The organism is Nitrogeniibacter aestuarii, assembly GCF_017309585.1.
Classification (GTDB): Bacteria; Pseudomonadota; Gammaproteobacteria; order Burkholderiales; family Rhodocyclaceae; genus Nitrogeniibacter; species Nitrogeniibacter aestuarii.
The window spans coordinates 876,743-903,305 of the sequence record NZ_CP071321.1; the positions used below are offsets into that span (position 1 = coordinate 876,743).

Consider the following 26,563-nt stretch of genomic DNA (forward strand, 5'->3'; position numbering starts at 1 on the left):
TTGCGTCCGGCTTTTTTGACGTCTTTCGTGTCCGTGTTGCCGGACGTCTCAAGCCCGTGGCTGAGCGAAAGGCGACGCAGTGTCGAGGAAAAGCTATGAGTCTTCCCCACAAGCAGGGTTTGTACGACCCCGCCAACGAGCATGACGCCTGTGGCGTCGGTTTTGTCGCCCACATCAAAGGCGAGAAACGACACGAAATCATTACTCAGGGTCTCGAAATCCTGAAAAATATCGATCATCGTGGCGCCGTCGGTGCTGATCCCCTGCAGGGTGATGGTGCGGGCCTGCTGTTGCAGATACCTGATGCGCTGTACCGCGATGAGATGGCCCAGCAGGGCGTGAGCCTGCCGTCTCCCGGGAGCTACGGCGTCGGTATGGCCTTCCTGCCCAAAGAGAGCGCATCGCGCCTGGCCTGTGAGGAAGAGATCGAGCGCGCCGTGCGCGCCGAAGGGCAGGTCGTACTTGGCTGGCGCGATGTGCCGCTGAACCGCGACATGCCCATGTCGCCCGCCGTCAAGAAGACGGAGCCGGTGATTCGCCAGATTTTCGTGGGTCGTGGTCCGGACGTGATGGTCACGGACGCGCTCGAACGCAAGCTGTACGTCATCCGTCGTCGCGCGGCCAACGCTATCCAGGCGCTGGATCTAGAGCACGCCAAAGAGTTCTACATGGTCTCCATGTCGGCCCGTACCATCGTGTACAAGGGCCTGCTGCTGGCAAACCAGGTGGGCGAGTACTACACCGACCTGACTGACCCCCGCGCTGTGTCGGCGTTGGCGTTGGTGCATCAGCGTTTTTCGACCAACACTTTCCCGAAGTGGAACCTTTCGCACCCGTTCCGCATGATCGCCCACAACGGCGAGATCAACACCCTGCGTGGCAACTACAACTGGATGCGCGCCCGCGAAAAGGGCGTCTCTTCCCCGCTGCTCGGTGACGACCTTCACAAGCTGTGGCCGCTGATCTACCCGAACCAGTCCGATTCCGCTGCTTTCGATAACGCTCTTGAACTGCTGGTGATGGCGGGCTATTCCATGGCCCACGCCGTGATGATGATGATCCCGGAGGCGTGGGAGTCTCACGCCCAGATGGCGCCGCAGCGTCGTGCGTTCTACGAATACCATGCTGCGATGATGGAGCCGTGGGACGGTCCGGCGGCCGTGGCCTTTACGGATGGCCGCCAGATCGGCGCCACCCTGGATCGGAACGGCCTGCGTCCGGCTCGTTACCTCGTGACCGACGATGATCTCGTCGTGATGGCCTCCGAATCCGGCGTGTTGCCGATTCCTGACAGCAAGATCGTCAAGAAGTGGCGTCTGCAGCCGGGCAAGATGTTCCTGATCGATATGGACCAGGGCCGCATCATCAACGACGAAGAGCTCAAGGAGTCCCTCGCCACGGCCAAGCCCTACCGCGAGTGGAACGAGCGCATCAATATCAAGCTCGACAACCTGGAAAAGCCGGAGTCTCTGGATACCCCGAAGAGTCAGGTCAGCCTGCTCGACCGCCAGCAGGCGTTCGGCTTCACGCAGGAAGATATCAAGTTCATCCTTGAGCCGATGATGGACAAGGGCGAGGAAGGCACCGGTTCCATGGGTAACGATTCGCCCATGGCTGTGCTCTCCAGCAAGGAAAAGCCGCTCTTCAACTACTTCCGTCAGCTGTTTGCCCAGGTGACCAACCCGCCGATCGACCCGATCCGTGAAGAACTGGTTATGTCGCTGGTGTCCTTCATCGGGCCCAAGCCCAACCTGCTCGAGATCAACGAGATCAACCCGCCGTATCGTCTCGAGGTCGCGCAGCCCGTGCTGACCTTCGCCGACATGGCGCGTATTCGCGACATCTCCCGCTATACCGGCAACAAGTTCCGTTCTGCGGAACTGAGCATCTGCTATCCGGTGGCCTGGGGCAAGGAGGGCGTCGAGGCCCGCCTGGCGTCTCTCGCCGCGGAAGCCGAAGATGCAGTCCTGCAGGGTTACAACATCCTGATCGTTTCCGATCGCAACGTGAACAAGGACAACGTCGCGATTCCCGCGTTGTTGGCCACCTCTGCGATCCACCAGCATCTCGTGACCAAGGGCCTGCGCACGCGCACCGGCCTGATCGTTGAAACCGGCACCGCTCGCGAGAACCATCACTTCGCCGTGCTCGCCGGTTATGGCGCCGAGGCTGTTCATCCCTACCTCACGCTGGAAACCCTGCGCGAGCTGGCCGGCACGCCCGAGGCAGGCGAAAAGGCAGTCAAGAATTTCGTTAAGGCCGTGGGTAAGGGCCTGCGCAAGATCATGTCCAAGATGGGCATTTCCACCTACATGTCCTACACCGGCGCTCAGATCTTCGAAGCCGTGGGCCTGAAGCAGTCCTTCGTTGACAAGTACTTCACCGGCACGACGTCTCAGGTTGAGGGCGTTGGCGTGTTCGAGGTGATGGAAGAGACCCTGCGTCTGCACCAGAAGGCCTTTGGTGAAGACCCGGTGCTGGCCGAGATGCTCGACGCCGGTGGCGATTACGCGTTCCGTATCCGTGGCGAAGAGCACATGTGGACGCCGGATGCCATCGCCAAGTTGCAGCATTCCACGCGTTCCAACAAGTACGAGACTTACAAGGAATACGCACGCCTGATCAACGACCAGACCAAGCGTCACATGACGCTGCGTGGTCTGTTCGAGATCCTGCCTGCCGGCGCGCCGATCAGCCTTGATGAGGTTGAACCGGCCAAGGAAATCGTCAAGCGTTTTGCCACCGGTGCCATGTCACTGGGTTCGATCTCCACCGAGGCACACACCACGCTGGCGATCGCCATGAACCGGATTGGCGGTAAGTCGAACACCGGTGAAGGCGGCGAGGATCCGAAGCGCTTCATGCCCGTGGCCAAGCCGACCAAGCTCTCCGAACTCATCGGTGCCAGCCGCATCGAGCGTGATCTCGAACTGAACGCGGGTGACAGCCTGCGCTCGGCGATCAAGCAGGTGGCCTCCGGTCGTTTCGGTGTGACCACGGAATACCTCGTCAACGCCGACCAGATCCAGATCAAGATGGCTCAGGGGGCCAAGCCGGGCGAGGGCGGTCAGCTGCCGGGTCACAAGGTGTCCGAGTACATCGGTTTCCTGCGTCACTCCGTGCCGGGTGTCGGCCTGATTTCGCCTCCGCCGCACCACGACATCTACTCGATCGAGGATCTGGCGCAGCTGATTCACGATCTGAAGAACGCCAACAGCAAGGCGGATGTGAGCGTGAAGCTCGTGTCCGAGATCGGTGTGGGTACCGTGGCCGCGGGTGTGTCCAAGGCCAAGGCCGATCACCTGGTGATCGCCGGCCATGACGGCGGCACGGGCGCATCTCCGCTCTCGTCGATCAAGCACGCCGGTTCTCCGTGGGAGCTTGGCCTGGCCGAAACCCAGCAGACCCTGGTGCTCAACCGCCTGCGTTCGCGTATCCGCGTTCAGGTGGACGGCCAGATGAAGACCGGTCGTGACGTGGTCATCGGCGCCCTGCTGGGTGCGGATGAGTTCGGTTTCGCCACTGCGCCGCTGGTTGTCGAAGGCTGCATCATGATGCGCAAGTGCCACCTCAACACCTGCCCGGTGGGCGTGGCCACGCAGGATCCGGAGCTGCGCCGTCGCTTCTCCGGCCAGCCTGAACACGTGGTGAATTTCTTCTTCTTCATCGCCGAAGAGGTGCGCGAGCTGATGGCCCAGATGGGTATCCGCAGGTTCGACGAACTCATCGGTCGTTCCGACCTGCTCGACATGAAGAAGGGCATCGACCACTGGAAGGCAAAGGGGCTCGACTACAGCCGCATCTTCTATCGCCCTGACGTGCCGGCTTCCGTGCCGCGTCTGCACACCGAGATCCAGGATCACGGTATCGACAAGGCGTTTGACCAGGAGCTGGTCAAGCTGGCTGCTCCTGCGCTCGAGAAGGGTGAGAAAGTCTCGATCGACCTGCCGGTGCGCAACGTCAATCGTACGGTCGGCACCATCCTGTCGGGCGAAGTGGCCAAGCGCTACGGTCATGCCGGCCTCCCGGATGACACCATCCACGTCAAACTGTCCGGTACGGCCGGTCAGAGTTTCGGTGCTTTCCTTGCCCGTGGCGTGACGCTTGAACTGGTTGGCGAAGGTAACGACTACGTCGGCAAGGGCATCTCGGGCGGTCGCATCATCGTGCGCCCGGACGGTGCCTTCCGTGGCGACGCTGCCGACAACATCATCATCGGCAACACCGTGATGTACGGTGCGATCGAGGGCGAGGCCTTCTTCTCCGGCGTGGGTGGCGAGCGTTTCTGTGTTCGTAACTCCGGCGGTACTGCGGTTGTCGAAGGTGTGGGTGACCACGGCTGTGAATACATGACCGGCGGCACGGTGGTTGTGCTGGGTGAGACCGGGCGCAACTTTGCGGCTGGTATGTCCGGCGGTATCGCTTATGTGCTGGACGAGGCGGGTGACTTCGCAGCTCGTTGCAACCTGGCTCAGGTCGCACTCGAGCCGGTCAAGGCCGAAGCCGATGACGACTCCAAGCCGGAGACCCGTCATCAAGGCCAGATCGACGAAGTCGTCCTCAAGGGGCTCATCGAGCGCCACGCCGAATACACCGGCAGCGAGCGCGCCAAGTCCATCCTGGCTGACTGGGAGACCTATCGCGCCAGGTTCGTGAAGGTCTTCCCGCACGAATATCGTCGCGCACTGGCCGAGATGGCTGCGCAGAAACAGAAGCAACTGGAGGCTGCATAAGATGGGTAAGCCCACCGGATTTCTCGAGTACGACCGCCTGGCCGAGGCCATCGAGCCCGTCGAGCAGCGTATCAAGGACTATCGCGAGTTCGTCGACCGCTTGCCGGATGACGAGGCCGCCGTTCAGGGGGCGCGCTGCATGGACTGCGGCATCCCCTTCTGCAACAACGGTTGCCCGGTCAACAACATCATTCCGGACTGGAACGATCTGGTCTTCAATGGCAAGTGGGAGCAGGCCATTGTGGTGCTGCACTCGACCAACAACTTCCCGGAGTTCACCGGTCGTATCTGCCCGGCGCCTTGTGAAGCGGCCTGTACGCTCAACATCAATGCCGACGCGGTGGGCATCAAGTCCATCGAGCGCGCCATCATCGACAAGGCGTGGGAAAACGGCTGGGTGAAGCCGCAGCCGGCTTCGGCCAAGACGGGCAAGAAAGTGGCTGTTGTGGGGTCCGGCCCGGCAGGCCTCGCGGCTGCTCAGCAACTAGCACGCGCCGGGCACGACGTGGTTGTGTTCGAGAAGAACACCCGCGTCGGTGGTCTGCTGCGCTACGGCATTCCTGACTTCAAGCTCGACAAGACGGTGATCGACCGTCGTCTGGACCAGATGAAGGCCGAGGGCGTCGAGTTCCGCACCGAAGTGTGTGTCGGCGCCAATCCGAGCATGACGGGCGTGACCGACGACGGCAAGAAGCTGGTCACGGCTGATGAACTCAAGGCCGAGTTCGACGCCGTGCTGCTGGCGGCTGGCTCCGAGACCCCGCGTGATCTGCCCGTGACCGGTCGCGAGCTCGACGGCGTGCATTTCGCGCTCGAATTCCTGATTCCGCAGAACAAGACGGTGGCCGGTGACGGCCCGAATCCGATTTCTGCCAAGGACAAGCACGTGATCGTGATTGGCGGTGGCGACACCGGCTCTGATTGTGTGGGCACGAGCTATCGTCACGGCGCAGCGTCCGTGACCCAGTTCGAGCTGATGCCCCAGCCGCCCGAAGAAGAGAACAAGGCGCTGACCTGGCCGTACTGGCCGATCAAACTGCGCACTTCGTCCTCTCACAAGGAAGGTGAGACCCGTCGCGAGTTTGCCATCGCCACCAAGGAGTTCCTGGGCGAAAACGGCAAGGTGACCGGCCTGACCACCGTTCGTCTGGAGTGGAAAGACGGCAAGATGGTTGAAGTGCCGGGCTCGGAAGAAACCTTCAAGGCAGATCTGGTGCTGTTCGCCATGGGCTTTACCCAGCCGGTCGCTTCCCTGCTCGAGGCATTCGGTGTGGAGAAGGATCCACGCGGCAATGCCAAGGCGACCACGGATGGCGAAGGGTGCTACGCCACCAACGTCGACAAGGTCTATGCCGCAGGTGACGTGCGCCGTGGTCAGTCCCTGGTCGTCTGGGCGATTCGCGAAGGCCGCCAGGCTGCTCGCGAGATCGATCTGGCCCTGATGGGGCAGACCGAGCTGCCGCGCTAAGCCCGCGTTCAGCAACAAAAAAGGCGGCCTCGGCCGCCTTTTTTGTTGTCCACGAGCCGTTTCATGCCAGCACGAGATCGTAGGTGTGCTGGGCAATCATGCGTTCTTCGTTGGTCGGGATGACTGCAATGGCCACCGAGCTGTCGCCCGCCTCGATCCGGGTTGCGTGGCCCAGGTTGGCGGTGCCGTCGAGCTTCGCCCCCAGCCAGGCCGCCTGGGCGATGACGCGCTCGCGCACCGCGGCGGCGTGCTCGCCAATCCCGCCCGTGAACACGATGGCATCGGCGCCACCGGCAGCCGCTGCCAGCGAGCCTAGTTCCCGGCTGATTCGATAGCAGAACAGCTCAATCGCCTCTTGCGCTTCGGGGGCGTCGGCGTCGAGCAGAACGCGCATGTCAGAGCTGATGCCGGAGACACCGAGCAGGCCACACTCCTTGTAGAGCAGGTTGGTCAGGGCCTTGGCATCCATACGCTTCTGGTCCATGAGATACAGCAGCACGCCGGGGTCGATATTGCCCGGGCGGGTCCCCATCATCAGCCCATCAACGGCGGTGAAACCCATCGTTGAAGCGACGCTCTTCTTGTCACGCAGCGCACACATGCTCGCCCCGTTGCCCAGATGCGCGACGATGACGGCGCCGTGAGCGTTTTCCGCCCCGAGTACATCGTCAAGCTGGCGGCTGATGAACTCGTAGGACAGGCCATGAAAGCCGTAACGACGAATGCCCTCGGCACTGAGGGCGCGGGGTAGTGCAAAGGCCTGGGCAACGTCCGCCTGGGTGCGGTGGAACGCGGTGTCGAAGCAGCCGACTTGGGGCAGCTCGGGCATCAGCCGGGCAATGGCATGCACGGCTCTGAGGTTATGGGGTTGATGCAGTGGCGCCAGCGGAATGAAACCCGAAAGCACCTGAAGCACGTCGGCGTCCAGACGCATGGGGGCACTGAATGCCGGCCCGCCGTGGACGATGCGGTGGCCCGCGGCCACGATCTGCATGTTGGCATTGTGGCTGCGTAACCATCCAAGCAATGCATCGAGCGCGTGCTCGTGATGGGCCTCGATGGAGGCGTCGTCGGGCCCTTGCACGGGCTCGGCGTAGCGCGAGCCGTCCGCCGCTTTCGCATGGAGCATGGCGTTGATGCCGATGCCCTCGATCTGGCCCGACAGGGCTGGTGTTTCCGCCAGCATGCCATCGATCTCGAACAGGGCAAACTTCAGGCTCGACGAGCCTGCATTGAGGGTGAGCAGGGTGTTCATAGGCGAATCTGCTTGCGGCGTTGGTGGGCCATGAGCTGGGCAATCGCGCACGAGGCGGCGCGCGTTTCGGACGTATCCGCACGGCTGGTCAGTACGATGGGCACGCGCGCGCCCAGCACGACACCGGCAAGGACGGCATCGGCGAGGTATTCGAGCTGTTTGGCAACCATGTTGCCCGATTCGAGATCCGGCACCACGAGAATGTCCGCGTTCCCTGCGACCGGGGAGTTGATGCCCTTGGTCTTGGCCGCGACGATGGAAATGGCGTTGTCGAAAGCCAGCGGGCCGTCCAGCACGCCCCCCTTGATCTGCCCCCGATCAGCCATCTTGCACAGGGCGGCCGCTTCGATGGTGGATCGCAGTTTCGAGGTGACGGTTTCAACCGCAGACAGGATGGCGACCTTCGGTTCGGTCAAGCCCATGGTCTGGGCCAGTTCGATCGCATTCTGGATGATGTCCACCTTGTCTTCGAGAGAGGGCTCGATGTTGATGGCAGCATCGGTAATGAGCAGCGGATGGGAGTAAGTGGGCACTTCGGCGATGAACACATGGCTGATGCGTCGCTCGGTGCGCAGGCCGGTGGCCTTGCTCACCACGGCGCTCATGAGCTCGTCGGTATGAAGAGAGCCCTTCATCAGCGCCTCGACTTCGCCGTTGCGCGCCATTGCGACGGCTTTTTCGGCAGCGGCATGGCTGTGCGGCACATCCACGATCCGCACGCCATCCAGGCTGTAGCCTTCTTCTTCCGCGACCGCCCGGATTTTCGCCTCGGGGCCCACCAGCACCGGAATGACGAGTCCTTCTTCCATCGCCTGGAGCGGCCCGCCCAGCGACTCCTTGTCGCATGGGTGGGCAACCGCGATGGGAATCGGCTCAAGTCCGTCGGTGAGCGACACCAGGTGCTGGTAGCGCAACTCCTTGTCGGAGATGGTGACCTCGGGCAGATTCACGCGCGGGCGCTTGATCTTCTCGGTCGGGGCCAGCACTTCGGCGCAGCCATCGATCACCTTGAGGCCGTCCTGGTTGGTCGCCAGACATTCGAAGATGATGTGGTTGTTGTGATCGAACTTCTCGCGGCAGGTGACGACCACATTGAGCGTGTCGCCAATGCTCACCGGCCGCCAGTACTTGAGCGACTGGGAGACATAGACGGTGCCCGGCCCCGGGAACTCGGTCCCCAGAATTGTGGAGAACAGGGTGCTGCCCCACATGCTGTGGCCCACCACCTCGCGGAACTGCCCCGAACGAGCAAACTCCGGATCCACGTGGGTTGGATTCACATCCCCCGACACCGCGGCAAACAGGTGGATATCGTTGGGTTTCAGGGTGCGCACAAGCTGGGCATGGTCGCCGATGGCGATCTCGTCGTAGGTGCGGTTCTCGATATATTGATGGACGGCCCGGTGCATGGCTCGGCTCCTGTATTTGCGTTGCAACAAAAGCAGTCTAACGACTGTTTGTTTCCATTCCTTAGACGTTAATCAAAGAATAGTGCATTGCAGCATAACTGTATTGCTCGCTCGATCAACCATGCTAATGGCAATGAGGGCGCAGGTCACAGTTGCAGGCGAACCTGCATGCTAGAATCCGCCGGCAATCCTCACTGAATGGACGTTTTATGCAAGTCGTCGTTCTCGCTGCCGGACAGGGAAAGCGCATGCGCTCGGTCCTGCCCAAGGTACTGCAGCCCCTCGCTGGCAAACCCATGCTGGCCCATGTGCTCGACACGGCACGCGCCCTTGGCAGCGAAAAGATCTGCGTCGTGTATGGGCATGGCGGTGAAACGGTGCGCGAGGCCCTGGATGCGCCCGATCTGGCCTGGGCATTGCAATCGCCTCAGCTGGGCACCGGGCATGCGGTGCAACAGGCCGTGCCGCATCTGGACGACGGTCATCTCGCGCTCGTGCTGTACGGCGACGTCCCGCTCATCGGCGAAGCCACGCTGCGGCGCCTGGTGTCAGCCGCCCGTGAAGACGCCATGGCCTTGCTGACCGTTGAACTCGACGACCCGACCGGATACGGTCGCATCGTGCGCGATGGCGCCGGCAAGGTGCAGCGCATTGTCGAGCACAAGGACGCCTCCGACGCCGAACGCGCCATCACCGAGGTCAATACGGGCATTCTGGTCGCGCCGGTGCTTCGCCTGCGCGAATGGCTGGGGCGCCTCAAGAACGACAACGCGCAGGAGGAGTACTACCTCACCGACATCATCGGCATGGCGGTGGCGGATGGCGTCTCTGTGGTCGCGGAGCAGCCCGATCACGTCGCCGAAACCCTGGGCGTGAACAACAAGGCGCAACTGGCCGAGCTCGAACGCATGCATCAGCGCATGCTGGCCGATCAACTGCTCGAGGCCGGCGTCACTCTGATCGACCCCGCACGTATCGACATTCGCGGCACGCTCGAATGCGGGCGTGACGTCCAGATCGACGTCAACTGTGTCTTCGAAGGGCAGGTGGCCCTGGGCGATGGTGTCCAGATCGGCGCCAACTGCGTCATTCGCAACGCGAACATCGCCAGCGGCACCCGAATTGCACCTTTCTCTCATGTGGAAGATACCGTCATGGGCGAGGGCTGCGTGATCGGCCCCTATGCGCGCACCCGGCCGGGCACGCGTCTGGGCAACGAAGTGCATTTGGGCAACTTTGTCGAGGTCAAGAACAGCACCATCGCCAACGGTTCGAAAGCCAATCACCTGGCCTACGTGGGCGACGCCGACATCGGCGAGCGCGTCAATGTCGGGGCAGGCACCATCACCTGCAACTACGACGGCGCCAACAAATTCCGTACGATCATCGAAGACGACGTCTTCATCGGCTCCGACACCCAGCTGGTGGCCCCGGTGCGTGTCGGCAAAGGCGCCACGCTCGGTGCCGGCACCACGCTGACCAAGGACGCCCCGGCGGGCGAACTGACCGTGTCGCGGGCCAAGCAATTGACGATTACCGGCTGGAAGCGCCCGGTCAAGCAACCCAAGTAAGACTGCTGGCGGCGCGGGCCGCCTCTGGAGAGCAACATGTGTGGCATCGTAACCGCCATTTCCACTCAAAACGTGGTCCCCGTCCTGCTTGAAGGGCTGCGCAAGCTCGAATATCGGGGCTACGATTCGGCCGGCCTGGCCGTGCTGTACAACAACGATCTGGTGCGCCTGCGTGCCGCCGGACGTGTGGCTGACCTGGCCGCCATGGCCGACGAGCGCAGCCTCGCCGCCAACATCGGTATCGCCCACACGCGCTGGGCCACCCACGGTGAGCCCTCCGAACGCAACGCCCACCCGCACATCTCCGATGGTCTTGCCGTGGTGCATAACGGCATCATCGAAAACTACGAAGAGATTCGCGAGCGCCTCACCGCCAAGGGCTTCAAGTTCACCTCCGAGACCGACACCGAGACCATCGCCCATCTGGTCAAGGACAAGCTCAACGAAGGCCTCGATCTGTTCGAGGCCGTCCGGCTGGCCGCCAACGAACTCGAAGGCGCCTACGCCATCGGTGTCGTCTGCGAAAACGACTCCACCCGTGCCATCGTGGCCCGCAAGGGCTCGCCGCTGCTGCTCGGCGTGGGCGAAGAGGGTATGTATGCTGCCTCTGATACCTCGGCACTGCTCCAGGTGACCCGCAAGGTCATCTATCTGGAAGATGGCGACGTGGCCGAACTCAAGCTGGACGGCTACCGGATCTGCCTCTCCGACGGCACGCCCGTCGAGCGTGGCATCACGGTCTCCTCGCTGTCGGCCGACGCCATCGAACTGGGCCAGTACCGCCACTACATGCAGAAAGAGATCTTCGAGCAGCCCCAGGCGCTGGCCAACACGCTCGAAATGATCGCCGGCGGCAACGTCGTGTCGCCGCAAGTGTTCGGCGCACAGGCAGGCGAGGTGCTCGGCGCCACACGGCGGGTCCTCATCATTGCCTGTGGCACCAGCTTCCACGCGGGGCTGGTGGCTCGCTACTGGCTCGAATCCATCGCCGGCATTCCCTGCTCGGTCGAGATTGCCAGCGAGTATCGCTATCGCACCTCGGTGCCCGACCCCGACACCCTGGTGGTGGTCATCTCCCAGTCAGGCGAAACCGCCGACACCCTGGCCGCCCTCAAGCACGCCAAGTCGCTCGGCATGAAAAAAACGCTGGCGATCTGCAATGTGCCCGAGTCGGCCATCGTGCGCGAAACCGCGTTGCGCTTCATCACCCGCGCAGGCCCCGAGATCGGTGTGGCCTCCACCAAAGCCTTCACCACGCAGCTCGCCGCGCTGGCGCTGCTGACGCTGTCCATGGCCAAGGTCAATGGGCGACTGACCGAAGAAGACGAATCCAGATACCTCACCGCCATGCGCCACCTGCCCGTGGCCGTGGCCAAGGTGCTGGAACTCGAATCCGAAATCGAACAGTGGGCACAGCGCTTCGCCAGCAAGCAGCACGCACTCTTCCTCGGCCGTGGCCGCCACTGGCCGATTGCCATGGAAGGCGCGCTCAAGCTCAAGGAAATTTCGTACATTCACGCAGAGTCCTACGCCGCAGGCGAACTCAAGCACGGCCCGCTCGCCCTGGTCGACCGCGACATGCCGGTCATTGCCGTCGCCCCGGCAGATGAGCTCATCGAGAAGCTCAAGAGCAACCTGCAAGAAGTGCGCGCGCGTGGCGGTGAGTTGTATGTCTTCGCCGACGCAGGCAGCGAAATCCCCGAGTCCGACGGTGTCCATATTCTTCACATGCCGGAGCACTACGGCATGCTGTCGCCCGTGCTGCACGTGATTCCGCTGCAACTGCTGTCGTATCACGCTGCACTGGTGAAGGGCACGGACGTTGATAAGCCCAGGAACCTCGCCAAATCGGTGACGGTGGAATGAGGGCGCTTGGTTGCGACGCTTTTTGTTCCTGACAATTAAAGTCGAAAACTCGTAAATAAAGTCGAAAACCACATACCAATCAAAATGCGCTCGCGGCAACAGCCGTCGAGCGCTTTTTCTTTTTTTTCAGAGTCTTAGGTCTCTAAGAGGTTTTGTCGAGTTTTCGACTTTAATTGTCAGCAGAGATACGGCTAGGTTTTGGCGTCGGTATCGTCGTGATCTGCAGGTGAGCGGCAGAGTTTCGGCCGTAGCAGCCGTCCGGGCATCACGACCAATCGGGCCGCGATACGATAGTTACCTGCCTTTCAGCCCAGAGCATCCGCGAACGACTTGTTTCGGTTAACGAACGCGAACTCCCGACCCGAATCGCTCTAAAGTAATGCGTCGACTGAAGACCGCCACCGCCTCGAAGCGGACGTTGAGCATTTGAGTTAGACCTCATGGAATGTCAAAGATGATGTGCTGCATTTCGTCTGGGTTGAAGAATTCTTCGGCTTCCTCATCCGCAACCCATGCGCCAAAGAAATCTTCGACGTGACCTGCCTTCATGAAGTGCTGCATGTTGACAGGGTGCGATTGTCTGCGCTTGAGGTATTCAAGACGGTAGGCATCTTCTCTATCTCCGAAGTAGTGCCCGTCAATTTCGACACAGGCGATCCGTACTGCGTACTCGGGAAGAATGCGAAAGTGAGTGCGGTCCGCGTGTTTGAGGAGTGAGGATTCAAATAGCTCAGAATTGAATTGAGCGACTTCTGCCAGAAGCATGCAGAGCGAAAGAAATTGATTCTTCTCAGACACTTGGTCGTCACCTGATGTCGGAGCACGATACGAAATCAGTTCGCGTTCCGCCTTCAATTCGCGTATTTCCTTTTCGGCGGAATCAGCAACCGCTTTGTCGAAACGGCGCAAGTGCTCTAGTGCTCCATCGATTGCCTTGCCATGGGGAATTTGGATCAACTGACCTTCCTTCCATTCATGGTCAGGAAGGGTGTAGCAGACAGCACGCAAAAGAGAGAGCGCAGAGTAGTAACGCAAATACGGCACGACAACTCGCAAATTGCGATCCTCTGCGAAATGCGCGGCGTTGACATGCAATGTCGATGACATTACGAGCTTCGCGGCCATAAAAAGGCGGCAAGTCCACTCGGAATTTAGTTCCGGACTCCATGCCTTCGTGAGCTTTGAGTAACGTTCGAGAAGTCTGGCCGCCACCTTCCGACATGACGCCTCAGAAAACGTAGCATCGATTTCCCGAAAGTCGTAGTACCAGTTACGTCCAGCGAGAGTTCGCATGTTGATCGGCTGAGGGTAAGGTCTGAAGTCTAACGCCATCCATCAGCTGCGCTGATGTACGAGCGTCGGCTGGACGGCTTGGTTATGTTTAGTGGCAACATTCATAGTCTGCCTCAAAGCTCGTCAGCCTAGCGAGCGAATCAAGCTCGCGTAAGGTGCAATAACCGAAGGGCATTGCACCGAATGGGTATCCATAGTGCCTCGGTGCAACATCCGGCGCAATGCCCGTTGGTTATTGCGCCCTACTGACGAATACCTGCTTCGGGTTCGGAACCGCCGGGTGGCGCAAAAGGCCGACAGGCCGCTCCTGGCCCTAGGGCGCCTCTAGCCATCAGCGGAGTCTAATTGCTGGAGGCGATGTGTAGGATGAAGTCCTACCTGCAACTGGTAGAGGATAAACAGGCCCTCCGGCATAGGGAGCCCCCTTTCATATTCTTCCCAGCGCTCTTTCGGAACGAACACCACTGATGCTGCCTGAGCTGGCGAATGTTGAGCCTTTTCCCGTAGCGCAACTATCTGCTCAGTCTTTGGTTCGCGATGCGTGTGGCGCGGCCAAAGCTGCGGCGGGCGGTCGTTCTTTTCGACCAGTTGGAGTCGGACGTCGTCCCAGTCCAGTAGTACCGGCACGTCGGCGTCAGCATCACCCGAACGTCGTGCGCAAAGTCCGATGACCGACTCCGCTCCGTGCTTCTTGTAGTCACGGATGGCCGATTCAAAGACCGATCGTGCTCGCGCGACGGGCTCCGCGACGGCGTCACGTAACGCCAAGTGCGCTACTCCCAACTCTTGCACACTTAATCGCGCGCGCCGGCGAACATCAATCTTCTCGGGCTGTTCATCAAGGATTCGGGTCTTGAAGTCCCGGTCCTCGTTCAGGGAAGCCTTGCTCGCATAGAACTTGATCATTTCGACCCAACCGTTGGGGTCCACACTTGCGGCATTCGCGCCCTCGAAGCCGTGGATGGCAGTCGCTTTGTGCTGGACGTGATTCCGTAATTCACACATAAATCGGTAGTCTGGACTGCGTTCGAATACTTTGGCGAGTTCCGTTTTGGCAATCGAACTGAACCAACGATGTGGGTCAAGGCACTTGAAGTCCTGCCGCACTTGGTCAGCATAGCCTCGCATGGCTGTGAGGATGTTTACGATGTGGCGATTCGCCTGCCGAATGGTCTCAGCCATCTCTGGGTACCGAAACTGCGGCTCAACCTTTACACGCAGGCAAATCTCTGTAAAGGCGAGCTCCATCGAGATGAAGTTACCGAGCAGCAATTCGTAACGCTGCTCGAAGGCCGACGCGTCCGTCAAGACCTCCCGCGCATGCGCTAGTTCGCTATAGCGCTTCTCGGTGATTTCCAATGTCAAGCGCGGTCCGAGGATGCGCTGCTCTAGAACGTATTTATCGGCCATTTATCCGACTCATTGCACTCCAAGTGCACCAAGTTTCCACTGACCCCGGCGAGACACGAGGTTAACCCGCTACGGAGGCTTGTGGCTGTAAAACGGTTATTGCGTAACAACTCTCAATTTCTGACATATGTCGAAGGGGTGGATCTAAAGTGAGCATAGCCCACATGCCCGATGGAGCGGCAGCAGTACGTTCCACTGCGGTCGCTCATATCGTCGATATGGGCCGACAGCATTGGCCGAATTCCAGTCTTGACTAGCAGCGATCCTCACGGTTCCGCTTCGCTAAAAACCTTAGTCAACACCCTTCACATCACCGTGCTCGGTGGCGGCGTGCGCATCCTCGTTACCCGAATCATGTGACCTTGCGGGAAGGACTCCTGTACCAGCTCAGGAGTTTCACTCTCACAGCGGTGCTTCTTTAGCGAGTCCAATGAAAGTTCATTAAAGGAGGTCACCCTTCAAAGGAGGCACACATGATGGACTTCAGGTTCGACGATTCCGCTGTTAATTGGGTTCGGTTTGGCGATACAAGCCCGGCGTTCTTTTATTCGATTCTGAATATCGACAAGGAGAACCGGATTGCCGACGTACTGTTCAAGCTGCCAGCAAAGGAGCAGATCGTTCTTCACCGCCATCACGCCTTGAACCATACCTTCGTGGTTCAAGGCGAACACCGCATATATGAGCCTGACGGCACACTGCGGGAAAGGCGCCAAACGGGCAGCTACACATGTTCGCCTGCGAGCGAAGTCCCGCATCGTGAAGGCGGGGGCGATATCGACACGATCGTGCATTTCAGCATTCGCCCCGGAAGTGGCGAACTGCTTTACGAGCTGTTCGATGAGAATTCGGAGGTGCTCGGGTTGATCACGTTCAATACGCTGATCGAACTCGAAGCGGCGTGACACCACGCCGGGCGCTCTGATGCGGCGCCCGGCTTTCCTTCAGTTCGAGCCGATAGCGTTGCGCTGGATTGGCAACGGCCATCAAGGCTTGAAGAGCCCGTGGGTGATCGCTGCCTTCATCATTTCGATGTCGTTCCTGACGCCCAGTTTCAATTTGATCTGGTAGTGATAGTTCTGAACCGTTTTGTTGGAGATCGAGAGTCGGCTGGCGATTTCGTTTGAGTCGCATCCGTCCAGCAGCATTTGCAGAATCTCGAACTCACGGGGGGACAAGGTTTCCACCGGGCCGTGCGACCCGTTCACGAGTGACAGCGCCAGGTCGGAGGAAATGTCCGGGCTGATGACCTGTTGCCTGGCAGCGACCCGGTAAATGGCGTCGATCATCACTTCTGGCTGGCTGCTTTTCGTCACGTATCCGATGGCACCGGCGCGCAGGGACTGGGTGACGAAGATGGGGTCACGATGCATGCTGAAAATGAGTATCCGGCAGCTCGGATCCCTTTGAACAAACCGACCGATGAGTTCGACTCCGCCGATGTCGGGCAAACCGATGTCAAGCACAATCACGTCAGGCAAGCATTCGCGTTGCCGATCCAGGGCCTCACGCGCGCAGGCCGCCTCGCCGACCACGATCAGATCATCCTGGGACTCCAGCAGGCGCCGATAACCGTTGCGCACCACTGCGTGGTCATCGACCAGCAAGAGTCTAAGCCGCTCATTCATGTGTCATCCCGCCTGAAACGTCAGTCTCGAAGATGGCTTTGACGCCGACGCCTTGTGGCGTTCGCGCCTGCATCCGCAGCGTTCCGCCCAGCGCGGCGACGCGTTCCTCCATGCCCAGCAAACCGAAGCCGCCTCGCCGGGACGCGGCGCCCACCCCTGAACCATCGTCGTTCACGGCCACCGAGATGTTCGTCTCGTTTCGAACCAGTTGCACCTCGATGTGCTCTGGTGAGCCGTGGCGAATCGCGTTGGTCAAGGCTTCCTGAACAATGCGATACAGGCTGACGGTCAGATCGTCGGGCAGGTCATCGAATTCGCCCTCGATCATCAGCTCGATTTCGCAGCCGGTTGTTCTGCCCCGCCAGCCGTCAATCAAGTGGACTACGCCTGCCTCCAGTCCGAACTCGTCCAGCCCCTGGGGTCTCAGTTGCGCCAGGATGCCCTGAAGGCTCTCCATCATCTGGGTGGCCACCGCCCGGATGGACGCAAGGGCCGGCAGCAAGTCGTCCCGACTGCCCTTGAGTTTTCCCGAGAGAAACGCGGCGTCCGCGGTGACCGACGTGAGCAATTGACCGAATTCATCGTGCAGTTCTCGAGAAAGATGGCGGCGCTCTTCCTCACGCACCGTGATGAGACGTTGAGCAATTCCTTGTCGCTCGTCGAGGGTCTGCTGGAGGCGATCCGCCAGGTGATCGAAACCGATCGCGATATCGCGCAGTTCCCGCAAGCGCGGCCGCGGCATTCTTGCCCGAAGGTCGCCGGACTCAAGCTGGCGCATGGTATCGATGATGTGATCGGTCGGCCGAAGGGCCCGACGCACCGGACGGTAGATGATGAAATTGAGCACCAGGATGCTCATTGTGGCGCCACCCACGATCTTCAGCTGGTCCCACACGGCCATCGCTTCATGCTCGAAGTCGGGTGTCACCACGAGTTCTCCAATGACCACGCCAGGCCCGCCTTCGATCACGTCCGTGTATCGAGACCCGTCGCCAACGAAACGCGAGAGCATCCATTCGACAAATCCGGGGGCTCCGCCCGGGTCACCAAAACATCGTTTCACGACCGGATGATTGTAGATGTCCTTGACCTCGACACAGGCGCCGAGGATGGAGGCAATACTGGCGATGGAGCTCAGGTCCAGACCGTCGATCCTGTCCAGGCTGAACTGGAAGGAGCCCTGAGGACGGGTCGCTTCCTTGCTCACCAGATCCACCAGTGCGCCACCCGCCTCGACGATGTGTTCGCTGATCCGTGTCTTCGCCACATGGAAGACGGCGATTGCCGACACCGCGGACACCACGAGGGCGAACAGGGTGACACGCAAAAGAAGAAGCGCTTTGAGGTCGACTGCGCGAGTGTCACTGGGTGGCCGCGAGGCGTCGGAATGGTCGATGGCCGGACTCACTCTTGGTAGGTGCTGCTCGTTGATCGGGGCGCAGGCAGGTGCCACTGATGAAACGTCGTGACTGCGTGCTATTGGCGAAGCCTACGAGAGTCCGGGACAGTTCCGTTGGGCAAATTTCCTGCGTCTTATTGGGCAATCCCCACCGGTTGTCTTGCGCGTCCAAGGCCCCAGCCAACTCCGGGAAGTTTTCCTATGGGCGGCGCTGCCCCGACGTGAATCAATGGCGTCTCGAGAAACTTTGTCGGGGAAAGCCATGCGCTTGCTATTCACGCGCTCGATGCCTGCTGCGTTGGCGATGTTTGCTGGACTCATGCTGGTGCTTGTCTCGGGGTGGCCTGGGGGCGCAATCGCAGGGGTGTTGAGCAAGGAAGACATTCAGCGTCGGTTCGGTGCGCCGTACGAGGTTCAGGAGATGCTGTCGGACGTGCCGGCATGGCCGGTGACCAGCTCTCTGGAAAAGGAGGTGGGCCCGGTCGCGTATGTTTTTGAATCGGCCGACATCGCACCGCTGCCCGGGTTCGAGGGCTCCCCCATGAACTTTCTGATCGCGATTGATCGAAACGGCGTGTTCATGGACGTCGAGGTGCTCCAGCAGCGGGAGCCGGTCTTCACGTTTCGTGACCTCGGGGGCCTGGGCGATACGCCACTGCGTGAGTTCATTGGCCAGTACGCTGGCAAGAGCCTGAATCAACCCTTCGTGATTGCCCTGGATGCGGCGCGAAACAAGACGGGTAGCATCAGCTCGGCAAGCGTTGGGCACGCCACGCTCGACGGCATCGCCAAGGCGACCACATCCGTGCGGATCGTGAATCAGACGGTGCTGACTTCAGCGCTTGCCGTGGCGAGGGCCCGGTTGGGCTTCTCGGCTCAAGCTGAATCCAGGCCACCTGCGCAACCGATTCAGGAAGTCCTGCATTCACTCGATTTCGACGAATTGGTCGCGCAGGGGATGGTGAAACACTTTCGTGTTCTCAACCGGGAGGTCGAGGCGCTATTCGAGGGCACAGACGGTTCCGATCAAGACCCGGAGGCACTGACAGCGCCCGATGCGGCCTATGTCGATCTGTACGTGGCCTATCTGAACGCGCCGACCATTGGCGTGGCACTCCTCGGGAAAGATCAGTACGAGCGGGTGATGTCGCGCAACTTCGACGATCAGCAGCTGTGGTGGGTCGGTGCTTCGGGCCGGTTTCGCCTGATCGACGCGGACTTTACGCCCGGCACACAGTCTCCGTTCCTGTCCCTGTCGCAGTTCGGTGGCTTCGCAGACTTTCGAGATCAAGTCTATGAATCGATACCGGTCGATGCAGCGATTTCGCTGGACGAATCACGCATCTTCGGCGTTCGGGAGGATTCAGGGATCGATCCTGCCAGCCCGGTCAGCTTTGTCCTGACGATCACGCGTTCAAAAGGCTCCGTGCTGCCGGAATTCTTCCATCAGCAACTGAGCCTGGAATACCAACCGCCAGAAGATCTGTTCATCCGACCCGAAGCGCCCATGTCGGAACTGGCGCTTGCATGGTTCGACCGTAAGATCGATTTGATCATCGTCGGTGTTTCGCTGCTAGTGCTGGTCATCTTCCTGTCCAGGCCCCGATGGATTTCGGTCAGACCTGCACGCCTTGCCTGGTTTCGCATGGGCTTTCTCGCGTACACATTGTGCTTTATCGGCTGGTACGCCCAGGGGCAACTGTCCGTCGTGCACGTCACGGCTGCCATCAAGAGTCTTCTGAGCGGGAACAGTCTCTACAACTATCTGTATGACCCGGTGTGCCTGGTGCTTCTGGTGTTCACGCTGGTGACCTTCTTCATCTGGGGCCGAGGGACATTCTGTGGCTGGCTGTGTCCGTTCGGTGCGCTGCAGGAGTTTGTCGGCAAGATCGCTCAGCGCCTGCGTCTGCCGCAGCTCAAGCTCTCTGGCGTGACGACGCGCCGGATGGAAAGACTCCGATACGGCGTCCTCGCAATGCTGATCGGAGCCGCGCTATTCTTTCCGTCGCTTGGGGAGAAGCTCAATGAGGTCGAGCCGTTCAAGACCTCGATCACGGTCGCGTTCGATCGTGGCTGGCCGTACGTTGCATACGCCGTTGGCTTGCTTGTGGCCGGGGCGATCTACTACAAGTTCTTCTGCCGATTCATTTGCCCGCTTGGCGCAGCCATGTCGATCGGTGGGCGCCTCAGGCGTCTGGACTGGCTCGCCCGACGGAAGGAATGTGGAAAACCTTGCCAGCGTTGCACATCAGCCTGTCATTACGGCGCGATTGAAGAGACCGGGCTGATCCGGTACGACAACTGTTTCCAGTGTCTGGACTGCGTCGGGATCTATCACGATGAAGGCCGTTGCGTGCCCTTGATCCTGTTTAAGAAGAAGGGGGTCGTTCTCAGTGAACGTTAAGAGGGGCGACTTAGCAAGAATTCTCAGCTGACCAATGGTGTTCGGCAGCGCCGCGAGGAATGGACGCTGCATACCCAGTTGACGCGTATGACGGGACTCGTCGATAAAGCAGACGCTCGCGCGTATCTGTCTAGTGGGCGGCTTCGGCCGAGAAATGCTCGTTGTCCAATGAGCAATATTCCTGCGGTGCCACGAGCCATTCAGAGCGTCTAGACTTCACTTATGTGCAATCGCTACGTATCCCCGGAAGAAGCAGAAATCGAACGGTTCTGGGAAATTGGTCGGCGCAACTCTCTCCCGTGGTGGCAGCCTGCGATCTTCCCGCGTGCGCAAGGACCGTTTATGCGCGCATCCGTGGAAAGAGGGCCGGAGCTGGTTGTCGGCCAGTGGGGCCTGGTCCCGTGGTTCGCTGAATCGACCAAACTCCGTTATTCGACCAATAACGCCCGTTTCGAAGGCATCGAGGCAAAGGCGTCGTACAAACATCATGGTTGCGGGGCAAGCGTTGCATCATCCCCGCGTGGTCCTTCGATGAACCGTGCTGGGAGAGCGGGCGCAATGTGTGGTGGACATTCCGGCGCGCGGATGGAAATCCCTGGGGACTGGCTGGGCTATGGAATACATGGACCGACAAAGAGACCGGGGAGGTCGTCGAGAGCTACACGATGCTGACGATCAACGCTGACAGACATCCGCTAATGTCTCGCATGCACAAGCCCGACCCGAAGTTTCCACCCGATCAACAGGACAAGCGCAGCGTGGTGGCCATCGAGTTCGCTGATGTTGATACCTGGCTACTCGGTTCGGTTGAGGCGGCTGCAAACTTAGTATGCGCCCCATCGCTTGAAGTCATTGACGCTGTTGCAGCAAAGTAGGTGCCATACGCATTGACTCGCTGTTGCCACGCAGCCGGCAGCTTCGGCCAAGGTCTTACCGTAGAGAGGGCCTCAGCGTTCAATGACCGCTTACGATACGCGCCGAACTCGCACTTTCGGTCAGGAGCGGTCAGGAGCTTCTTGGCGCAATGTCCTTTGGATATTGCGCCCAACACAAGCTGCACTTTTGCCGCTCGCAGAACGCCAGCTACAAGGGCTTCCCCCCGAATCGCAAGCATCGATTCAAATCATTTGATTCTCCTGGTGCTGGCAACACGACGTGTCGAAGAAGCTGAAGGACTGCGGTACTACAACCGGTCATGTTGGGCATCAATGGCCCGGACCCTGATGAAAGACGCGCGTGGGGGCCTCATTCGTTAGCCGGGCTCGGTGTTGCCACCCCTGGAGTTAATCAGGTACGCCCCACGCGGGTCCAAACCGCTTCACATCAACGCTGTGTTGTCCTGCCAGAATTCATTTCCTGTTCTAGATCATTCGACCGGATCGGCCTTAAGCCGGAACTGATCACCGTAGTGCAATACCGCCCAGGCCAGACGCGCGTTCTTCGCTGCGATTGCCACGGCCGCTTTCCAGTAGCCGCGTCTTTCGACCAGCGATCGAGCCCAGCGACTGAACCGATCCTGCTTCTCGCCCAGCCCGGACAAGATCGCCCGGGCGCCCATCAGCAGCAGCGATCTGAGATAGGCGTCTCCCGCCTTGGTGATGCGCCCCAGTCGTGTCTTTCCACCGCTGCTGTATTGGCCGGGCACCAGCCCGAGCCACGCGGCCACCTGGCGGCCGTTGCTGAAGTCGTGTCCGTTGCCGACGCTGGCCACCAGCGCGCTGGCGGTGGCCGGGCCGATGCCGGGCAGACGCATCAGGGCACGGGCTTGTCCATCCTCCCGAGCCATCTGCTTGAGGATGTGGTCGTATTCCTCGATGCGTCGCTCCAGCTCGGTGGCGTGTTCGAGCAGATCGGTGACACAGCGAAGCGCCCACGGGGGGAGTTGATCCAGATGAGCCCGGATCTGCACTCGGAGCCGTTCGACCTTCAGTGGCAGCACGATCCCGAATTCGCTGATCAGGCCGCGGATACGGTTGTAGGTGGCGGTGCGCTCGGTCACAAAACCCTGGCGGGTGCGATGCAGGCAAAGCACGCTTTGCTGCTGTTCGCTCTTGATGGGCACGAAGCGCATGTTGGGCCGTTGCACCGCTTCGCAGATGGCCGCCGCGTCGGCCGCATCGTTCTTGCCGCGTCGGCCGCTGAGCCGGTAAGGGGCGACGAACTTGGGCGCCATGAGCCGCACGGTATGACCCAGGGCCTGGAACTGCCGGGCCCAGTGATGCGCACCCGAGCACGCTTCCATGCCGATCAGGCACGGCGGCAGCGAAGCAACCAGCTCAAGCAGTTGCTCACGCGCTACCCGAGGGCGCACCAGTTCGGGCTTGCCGGATTGACCGATCCCATGCACAGCGAATACGCTCTTGGCCAGATCGATCCCAAGGACAATAATGGTCATGGACTTCCCCTCCTGCGTGATTGATGAGAACCGCTATTTCCATCATGGCACCCGATGCCGAGCGCGGCTTCGCCCGCACACCCGGGACGGGGAAGTCCCTTTCATTCGTTAGGCATCTCTGGAGAATCCATGTCTTTTCTCAACTGGCTGAAACGCACGATTGGCCGTGCAGCAGAAGGGAATCGAACTCACCTGATTGGTTCTGCAGAGTTGTTCGCGGTTGATCCCGAAGTCCTCGATCGCATGAAAGCCTCGTCGGATGAAGAGAGCGAACGGCTCCTGATTGAGAGTCTCGAAGGTCAGCACGCAGCAGTTGTCGATTGGAAGGCGTCTCTTTCAGATGTCCTGGAGGAGCTGACTTGTCTTACAGATCAAGAACGAGCCGTTCTTGTCTCGGCGCCGGCTCCATTGACTGACAAACGCATCTATAGCGTTTCGCACCAGATCACCGACCTGTTGCACCCGCCGCTCAGAGCACTTCGTATCGTCGAAACATTCGGCGATGCGTACATTGTTTTTCTGGTACCGCCGCAATTGATCGAAGCGTTCGATGACACGAACAGGCACTGGACTATCTAGATGCCGTACCCGTCATTGCCCCCGGCGTGCTACTGAGGACTTCGTCTGTTTTGGGTCGGGAGTTCGCGCGCGCCGCACCGAGACCGGTCGTTCGCGGATAGTCTAGGCGGAGAGGCAGGAAAAACTTCTATTGCGGCCCAATTGGTCGCGCAGCCCACGCGGCTGCTCCGACCGAGCTCTCGCCGTCGGGCGCGCCCGTGCATTCAATGACCACTGACGAGACGGTTCGAGCACGCGCTATCGACTCGTAGTGGACGTTCATCATTTCGGCATGGCCATTGCGGGAATGGCCGCGTCACTCGAAAACGCGCCGTCAGCTGCGCGGCCGTCCTTTGGCGATCTCCTGCAGCTACGTCATCGTCAATGACGTTCGACGAAACTCCCGAAGTCCGGCATACGCCTTTGGGGTCTCAGCGATCAACGGCGCTTCAGGGCATGACGATGCGCGGATGCAGGTGATTCATTGTTCAGTGAAATGCTCAAGAATCTTCGTGCGGAGCGTCATGAGCGCTGGCGCAAGTTCACCAGAAACCTCACCTATTGCTGTTTTGGTGGTGACGCTGACGTTCAGTACGTAGGCCGGGCTCCGATCCAGGACCAAGGGTGTCGAGAGCGCAACCACTTCGGGTTGCCATGAAACGGCGCAGAATCCGTGCTCCTGAACCTCCGCAATGGAACGGCTGATCTGCGCTTTCAGTTCCGCGGAACAGGCGTGTGTACGTTTGGCATCGATCGTCTTCAAGACCATGGTCTGTTCTGTTGGCGTCAGTGTCGACAGGTAGGCGCGACCGAGGGAGGTCAGTTCAATCGGTACTCGCTGGCCGGCGACGACCGAGCGAAGTGTGACCTTGCGGTTGTAGCGAATCGATTCGAGATAGACCATTTCGTCCCGATCTGGCGTGGCCAGGCCGACGTTGATGTGTTGGGTCTCGGCGAGTCGTTGCATCATGGGTGAGGCGATCTGGAGGATCGGGTTGCTGCTGCGCATGGCGAGGGCGAAGGACAGTACCGGTGCGCCGAGCCGGTACGCGCGTGCCCGCCGGTCGTGTTCGAGCACGCCGGTGCCGGCGAGGGTTTGCGTCAAACGGCTGACGGTCGCCCGGGACAGGCCGGTGCGCTCAGCAATTTCACCGTTGCCGAGCAGATCCGAGCCGGGGCGAAAGGCCCGGAGGATTTCAATGCCGCGTTCCAGCGAACGATTCTGGATTCTTGAGTCGGCGTCTCCGTCCGTTGCCGTTGGTGTGTAGGGCATGCTCGTCCGTCTCCTCTTATTGATTTCACCTGTTGGAAATGCGACAGGATTTTCGACAGCATGCCAGATACGCTTCCCGTTTGGTGGGGCCATTCCCGCGGACGATCAGGATGTGAACGTATCGCGTGATCGCCACCGGTGTGTGCGAGCCCGATGCATGAGTAACATCGAACCAGACGCTGTGTCATCTTCTCCGTTTCTTCCGCTGGTCAATCCGGTGTTCCGGACGCTCTGGGCCGTCTGGCTCGCGGCAAACCTGTGCCTGTGGATGAATGATGTGGCGGCCGCCTGGTTGATGACCGCGCTGAGCGGTACGCCGCTCATGGTGGCGCTGGTGCAGTCCGCTTCGACCTTGCCGGTGTTCCTGCTGGGCGTGCCCAGCGGGGCCCTTGCGGACATCGTCGACCGCCGGCGCTACCTGATGTTCACCCAGTTCTGGGTGGCGTCGGTCGCATTCCTGACCTGTTTGGCGATGATGTCCGGCGTGATGTCGCCGGGCGTGCTGCTGGCGTTGACCTTCGCCAACGGACTGGGCCTGGCGATGCGCTGGCCGGTGTTTGCGGCAGTCATCGCCGAGCTGGTGCCGCGCGAACAGTTGCCGGTGGCGACGGCCTTGAGCGGCATGGCCATGAACATGTCGCGCATTCTGGGGCCCCTTCTCGCCGGAGTACTCATCGCAACGCTCGGTCCGGTCGCGGTCTTCGGGCTCAATGCGGTGGTTTCCGTCCTGGCTGGGCTGGCCATTTTCCGTTGGCAGCGTCCGCGGCTGGTGGCCGCGCTGCCGAGCGAACGCTTTTTCGGGGCCATTCGCGTCGGTGTGCAGCATGTTCGAGCTTCGACCCGGATGCGCGCCGTGTTGAGTCGGGCGTTCGTCTTCTCGTTTTCGTCGATTGCCTTGCTGGCGATGTTGCCGCTGCTGGCGAAGCAGCAGTACGGCGGTGGCGCGCAGAGTTATACGCTGCTGATGGCGGCGATGGGCGGTGGTGCCATTTGCGGTGCCCTGCTGCTGCCGCGCATCCGGCGCCATCTGGGGCGCGACCGCATGGTGGATCTGGGCTGCCTGCTGCATGTCGGTGCCGTTGTCGGAGCGGCCTCGGCAACGGACATTGTTCTGGCCTTGCCTGCGCTGTTCGCGGGGGGCATGGGATGGATCGCCGTTGCCAATTCCTTCAATGTATCGGCGCATTTTGCGCTGCCCGACTGGGTGCGGGCGCGGGGCATCGCGTTCTACCAGATGGCCATGATGGGCGGGAACGCCCTGGGGGCCGCCTGCTGGGGGCATGTGGTGGGCAGCTTCGGTTTGCGCCACGGCTTGCTTGCAGCGGCGTGCGCCACCTTGGTCGGCTGGTTGCTGACCCGGCGCCTGTCGATTGTCGGCGATCCGGAGCAGGGGCCGCTGACGCCTCCGGTCTGGAAGGCGCCAGAGGCGGCCATCCCCATCGATTTTCAACGCGGACCGGTGCAGGTGACGGTGGAATACCGGATCGATCCGGCGCGTGCGGAGGACTTCGTGCGGGTCATGCGCGAGAGTCGTCGCGTGTGGCTGCAGAACGGCGTGCTCTCCTGGCACCTGTTTCGCGATGTGAGCGATCGTGGATGTTTCTCGGAACAGTTCGTGGATGAGTCCTGGGCGGACTACCTTCGCCGCCATGAACGCATCACCGCCACCCACATGGCGCTCAAGCAGCAGAAGCTGTCGTTCCATCAGGGCGAGGCGCCACCGATGGTGAAACGCTGCATCGCCGAGCGTATTCCCCGCGGATGACAGATCGATTGATGATGCGATGTCATCGCTCGTCGTCGGACCTTCTCCGACGCGCACGACTTGTCCTGATCATCTCCCGTGATTTTACGCTCCTGACCGCTGCCAACACCGATCCCCCCGGCGCAACCTTCCATCG

At 60.6% G+C, this 26,563-nt stretch carries 17 protein-coding genes and 1 pseudogene; 10 read left to right on the forward strand and 8 right to left on the reverse strand.

Features of this window, described 5'->3' with window-relative positions:
• Positions 1 to 95 precede the first annotated feature (95 nt).
• Together J0W34_RS04130 and J0W34_RS04135 are read left to right on the forward strand one after the other, a co-directional pair.
• Entirely contained in the window at positions 96 to 4,733 is a 4,638-nt protein-coding gene (locus tag J0W34_RS04130; protein ID WP_230970793.1) for a glutamate synthase-related protein, read from the forward strand.
• 1 nt (position 4,734) lies between these two features.
• Positions 4,735 to 6,201 (forward strand): glutamate synthase subunit beta, encoded by a 1,467-nt coding sequence (locus tag J0W34_RS04135; RefSeq protein WP_230970794.1) that lies wholly within the window; start codon positions 4,735 to 4,737, stop codon positions 6,199 to 6,201.
• A gap of 61 nt (positions 6,202 to 6,262) precedes the next feature.
• Here the strand turns inward: J0W34_RS04135 and J0W34_RS04140 are convergent, their stop codons facing one another.
• Positions 6,263 to 7,456, reverse strand: a complete 1,194-nt coding sequence (locus J0W34_RS04140; RefSeq protein ID WP_230970795.1) for an acetate/propionate family kinase — start codon at positions 7,454 to 7,456, stop codon at positions 6,263 to 6,265.
• A complete protein-coding gene (locus J0W34_RS04145; RefSeq protein ID WP_227815767.1) occupies positions 7,453 to 8,865 on the reverse strand; it encodes a bifunctional enoyl-CoA hydratase/phosphate acetyltransferase in 1,413 nt (470 codons plus the stop codon). Before J0W34_RS04145 ends, J0W34_RS04140 begins: the two co-directional genes overlap by 4 nt.
• Positions 8,866 to 9,074: 209 nt before the next feature.
• Between J0W34_RS04145 and glmU the strand changes: the two genes are divergently transcribed.
• Both glmU and glmS read left to right on the forward strand, forming a co-directional pair.
• A complete protein-coding gene (glmU, locus tag J0W34_RS04150; protein WP_230970796.1) occupies positions 9,075 to 10,436 on the forward strand; it encodes a bifunctional UDP-N-acetylglucosamine diphosphorylase/glucosamine-1-phosphate N-acetyltransferase GlmU in 1,362 nt (453 codons plus the stop codon).
• A gap of 36 nt (positions 10,437 to 10,472) precedes the next feature.
• The gene (glmS, locus tag J0W34_RS04155) at positions 10,473 to 12,302 is read left to right on the forward strand and encodes a glutamine--fructose-6-phosphate transaminase (isomerizing) (protein WP_230970797.1); all 1,830 of its coding nucleotides are present in this window, start codon (positions 10,473 to 10,475) and stop codon (positions 12,300 to 12,302) included.
• A 438-nt stretch (positions 12,303 to 12,740) separates the two neighbouring features.
• Here the strand turns inward: glmS and J0W34_RS04160 are convergent, their stop codons facing one another.
• Together J0W34_RS04160 and J0W34_RS04165 are read right to left on the reverse strand one after the other, a co-directional pair.
• Positions 12,741 to 13,409 (reverse strand): hypothetical protein, encoded by a 669-nt coding sequence (locus J0W34_RS04160; protein ID WP_230970798.1) that lies wholly within the window; start codon positions 13,407 to 13,409, stop codon positions 12,741 to 12,743.
• Between the two features lie 510 nt (positions 13,410 to 13,919).
• Positions 13,920 to 15,005, reverse strand: coding sequence for a hypothetical protein (locus J0W34_RS04165; RefSeq protein WP_230970799.1), 1,086 nt, complete (start codon positions 15,003 to 15,005; stop codon positions 13,920 to 13,922).
• 473 nt (positions 15,006 to 15,478) lie between these two features.
• On the opposite strand from J0W34_RS04165, the gene J0W34_RS04170 reads away from it, so the two are divergent.
• Positions 15,479 to 15,910, forward strand: a complete 432-nt coding sequence (locus J0W34_RS04170) for a cupin domain-containing protein (RefSeq protein WP_230970800.1) — start codon at positions 15,479 to 15,481, stop codon at positions 15,908 to 15,910.
• 81 nt (positions 15,911 to 15,991) lie between these two features.
• On the opposite strand, the gene J0W34_RS04175 is transcribed toward J0W34_RS04170, so the two are convergent.
• Together J0W34_RS04175 and J0W34_RS04180 are read right to left on the reverse strand one after the other, a co-directional pair.
• Entirely contained in the window at positions 15,992 to 16,633 is a 642-nt protein-coding gene (locus J0W34_RS04175; RefSeq protein WP_230970801.1) for a response regulator, read from the reverse strand.
• Positions 16,626 to 18,041: a histidine kinase gene (locus J0W34_RS04180; protein WP_230970802.1), complete on the reverse strand. Its 1,416-nt coding sequence runs from the start codon at positions 18,039 to 18,041 to the stop codon at positions 16,626 to 16,628. The genes J0W34_RS04175 and J0W34_RS04180 overlap by 8 nt, the downstream gene beginning before the upstream one ends.
• A 253-nt stretch (positions 18,042 to 18,294) precedes the next feature.
• On the opposite strand from J0W34_RS04180, the gene J0W34_RS04185 reads away from it, so the two are divergent.
• From J0W34_RS04185 to J0W34_RS22200, 3 genes and pseudogenes are all read left to right on the forward strand, one after another.
• On the forward strand, positions 18,295 to 20,436 hold the full coding sequence (locus tag J0W34_RS04185; protein ID WP_230970803.1) for a 4Fe-4S binding protein: 2,142 nt from the start codon (positions 18,295 to 18,297) through the stop codon (positions 20,434 to 20,436).
• Between the two features lie 222 nt (positions 20,437 to 20,658).
• A pseudogene (locus J0W34_RS22195) lies at positions 20,659 to 20,862 on the forward strand (SOS response-associated peptidase); the annotation flags it as partial.
• A 65-nt stretch (positions 20,863 to 20,927) separates the two neighbouring features.
• Positions 20,928 to 21,311: an SOS response-associated peptidase family protein gene (locus tag J0W34_RS22200; RefSeq protein ID WP_269144636.1), complete on the forward strand. Its 384-nt coding sequence runs from the start codon at positions 20,928 to 20,930 to the stop codon at positions 21,309 to 21,311.
• A 491-nt stretch (positions 21,312 to 21,802) separates the two neighbouring features.
• On the opposite strand, the gene J0W34_RS04195 is transcribed toward J0W34_RS22200, so the two are convergent.
• Positions 21,803 to 22,831 (reverse strand): IS110 family RNA-guided transposase, encoded by a 1,029-nt coding sequence (locus tag J0W34_RS04195; RefSeq protein WP_230970804.1) that lies wholly within the window; start codon positions 22,829 to 22,831, stop codon positions 21,803 to 21,805.
• Between the two features lie 129 nt (positions 22,832 to 22,960).
• On the opposite strand from J0W34_RS04195, the gene J0W34_RS04200 reads away from it, so the two are divergent.
• Positions 22,961 to 23,410, forward strand: a complete 450-nt coding sequence (locus J0W34_RS04200) for a hypothetical protein (protein ID WP_230970805.1) — start codon at positions 22,961 to 22,963, stop codon at positions 23,408 to 23,410.
• Positions 23,411 to 23,870: 460 nt separating this feature from the next.
• Here J0W34_RS04200 and J0W34_RS04205 read toward each other — a convergent pair whose 3' ends face one another.
• The gene (locus J0W34_RS04205; RefSeq protein ID WP_230970806.1) at positions 23,871 to 24,662 is read right to left on the reverse strand and encodes an IclR family transcriptional regulator; all 792 of its coding nucleotides are present in this window, start codon (positions 24,660 to 24,662) and stop codon (positions 23,871 to 23,873) included.
• 157 nt (positions 24,663 to 24,819) lie between these two features.
• Between J0W34_RS04205 and J0W34_RS04210 the strand changes: the two genes are divergently transcribed.
• Entirely contained in the window at positions 24,820 to 26,427 is a 1,608-nt protein-coding gene (locus tag J0W34_RS04210; protein WP_230970807.1) for an MFS transporter, read from the forward strand.
• Positions 26,428 to 26,563 lie beyond the last annotated feature (136 nt).

Excerpts from the sequence above, each read along its gene's own strand:
- J0W34_RS04130 (WP_230970793.1), top strand. The coding sequence starts at position 96 with ATGAGTCTTCCCCACAAGCAGGGTTTGTACGACCCCGCCAACGAGCAT.
- J0W34_RS04135 (WP_230970794.1), top strand. The coding sequence starts at position 4,735 with ATGGGTAAGCCCACCGGATTTCTCGAGTACGACCGCCTGGCCGAGGCC.
- J0W34_RS04140 (WP_230970795.1), bottom strand. The coding sequence starts at position 7,456 with ATGAACACCCTGCTCACCCTCAATGCAGGCTCGTCGAGCCTGAAGTTT.
- J0W34_RS04145 (WP_227815767.1), bottom strand. The coding sequence starts at position 8,865 with ATGCACCGGGCCGTCCATCAATATATCGAGAACCGCACCTACGACGAG.
- glmU (WP_230970796.1), top strand. The coding sequence starts at position 9,075 with ATGCAAGTCGTCGTTCTCGCTGCCGGACAGGGAAAGCGCATGCGCTCG.
- glmS (WP_230970797.1), top strand. The coding sequence starts at position 10,473 with ATGTGTGGCATCGTAACCGCCATTTCCACTCAAAACGTGGTCCCCGTC.
- J0W34_RS04160 (WP_230970798.1), bottom strand. The coding sequence starts at position 13,409 with ATGTCATCGACATTGCATGTCAACGCCGCGCATTTCGCAGAGGATCGC.
- J0W34_RS04165 (WP_230970799.1), bottom strand. The coding sequence starts at position 15,005 with ATGGCCGATAAATACGTTCTAGAGCAGCGCATCCTCGGACCGCGCTTG.
- J0W34_RS04170 (WP_230970800.1), top strand. The coding sequence starts at position 15,479 with ATGATGGACTTCAGGTTCGACGATTCCGCTGTTAATTGGGTTCGGTTT.
- J0W34_RS04175 (WP_230970801.1), bottom strand. The coding sequence starts at position 16,633 with ATGAATGAGCGGCTTAGACTCTTGCTGGTCGATGACCACGCAGTGGTG.
- J0W34_RS04185 (WP_230970803.1), top strand. The coding sequence starts at position 18,295 with ATGCGCTTGCTATTCACGCGCTCGATGCCTGCTGCGTTGGCGATGTTT.
- J0W34_RS04195 (WP_230970804.1), bottom strand. The coding sequence starts at position 22,831 with ATGACCATTATTGTCCTTGGGATCGATCTGGCCAAGAGCGTATTCGCT.
- J0W34_RS04200 (WP_230970805.1), top strand. The coding sequence starts at position 22,961 with ATGTCTTTTCTCAACTGGCTGAAACGCACGATTGGCCGTGCAGCAGAA.
- J0W34_RS04205 (WP_230970806.1), bottom strand. The coding sequence starts at position 24,662 with ATGCCCTACACACCAACGGCAACGGACGGAGACGCCGACTCAAGAATC.
- J0W34_RS04210 (WP_230970807.1), top strand. The coding sequence starts at position 24,820 with ATGAGTAACATCGAACCAGACGCTGTGTCATCTTCTCCGTTTCTTCCG.